The sequence below is a fragment of the Pseudomonas sp. IT-232MI5 genome, from assembly GCF_949767845.1.
Classification (GTDB): domain Bacteria; phylum Pseudomonadota; class Gammaproteobacteria; order Pseudomonadales; family Pseudomonadaceae; genus Aquipseudomonas.
Genome location: NZ_CATKQE010000023.1, coordinates 1 through 1,953 on the forward strand (window position 1 = coordinate 1; position 1,953 = coordinate 1,953).

A 1,953-nucleotide genomic window follows, 5' to 3' on the forward strand; every position below is an offset into this window, starting at 1 on the left:
CGCCGGCAAAACCACTGGCACCGTGACCGTTCCAGCCCCGGCTGACGACGTCTACAAGGACGCCGGCACCGTGCAGGCCACGATCAGCAACGCCACCGGTGGCAACTTCGAAAACCTCGTGCCGAGCACGACGCCGGCTGTGACCAGCGTCACCGACACCATCGACACCACCACGGTGAAACTGACCGCGACCGCCACTGCCGCTGAAGGCGGCAATGTCGTCTACACCGCAACCGTCGGCGCGCCAGTAACCGGTTCGCCAGTCGTGGTAACCCTGTCGAACGGTCAAACCATCACCATCGGTGTAGGCCAGACTACCGGCACCGCAACCACTACCGCGCCAAACGACGTTTTGACCGGTCATGCACCGCTGACCAACGCGATCACCAACGTGAGCGGCGGTAACTACGAGAACCTCGTGGCTGACAAAACGCCGGTCAGCACTACGGTGACCGACACTGTCGACACCACCAATCTGTCGCTCAGTGCGACCGGTTCGGTCGCTGAAGGCGGCTCGATCGTTTACACCGCAACATTGACCAACGCCGCTGGCTCGCCAGTGACCGTCACCTTGTCGAACGGCGCAGTGATCACCATCGACGCCGGCAAAACTACTGGCACCGTGACCGTTCCAGCCCCGGCCGATGACGTCTACAAAGACGCTGGCACCGTGCAGGCGACCATCAGCACCGCCACCGGTGGCAACTTCGAAAACCTGGTGCCGAGCACCGTACCGGCAGTGACCAACGTCACCGACACCATCGACACCACCACCGTCAAACTGACAGCAACAGAGTCGACAGCAGAAGGTGGCAACGTCATCTACACCGCGACTGTCGGCGCACCAGTCACCGGTTCGCCGGTTGTCGTGACCCTGGCCAACGGTCAGACCATCACCATTGGCGTCGGCCAGACCACCGGTACCGCGACCACCACGGCGCCAAACGACGCATTGACTGGCCATGCTCCACTGACCAATGCGATCACTGACGTAACAGGTGGCAACTTCGAGAACCTGGTGGCCGACAAGTCCCCGGTATCGACCAATGTCACCGACACCGTAGACACCACCAATCTGTCGCTGAGCGCCACCGGCACCGTGGCCGAAGGCGGCTCGATCGTTTACACCGCAACCTTGACCAACGCCGCTGGCTCGCCAGTGACCGTAACCCTGTCCAACGGCGCCGTGATCACCATCGACGCCGGTAAAACCACTGGCACCGTGACTGTTCCAGCGCCAGCGGATGACGTCTACAAAGACGCCGGCACCGTGCAGGCGACGATCAGCACCGCCACCGGTGGCAACTTCGAAAACCTCGTGCCGAGCACGATTCCAGCCGTGACCAGCGTTACCGACACGATCGACACCACCACCGTAAAACTCACTGCAACCACAACTGCAGCCGAGGGCGGCAACGTTGTCTACACCGCGACTGTCGGCGCGCCAGTCACCGGTTCGCCGGTTGTCGTGACCCTGGCCAACGGTCAGACGATCACCATCGGCGTCGGCCAGACCACCGGTACGGCGACCACCACGGCGCCAAACGACGCATTGACTGGCCATGCGCCGCTGACCAACTCGATCACCAACGTGACGGGCGGTAACTACGAGAACCTCGTGGCTGACAAAACGCCGGTCAGCACCAACGTGACCGACACCGTCGACACCACCAATCTGTCGCTCAGCGCTACCAATTCGGTCGCTGAGGGCGGCTCGATCGTCTACACCGCAACCTTGACCAACGCCGCAGGCTCGCCAGTGACCGTCACCTTGTCCAACGGCGCCGTGATCACCATCGACGCCGGTAAAACCACTGGCACCGTGACCGTTCCAGCACCGACTGACGACGTCTACAAAGACGCCGGCACCGTGCAGGCGACGATCAGCAACGCCACCGGTGGTAACTTCGAAAACCTCGTGCCGAGCACGACGCCGGCTGTGACCAGCGTCAC

At 62.6% G+C, this 1,953-nt stretch carries 1 protein-coding gene; it reads left to right on the forward strand.

Features of this window, described 5'->3' with window-relative positions; all coding sequences use genetic code 11:
- The coding region (locus ACM6JQ_RS15965) for an immunoglobulin-like domain-containing protein (RefSeq protein ID WP_414894170.1) at positions 1-1,953 on the forward strand (1,953 nt) is incomplete at both ends.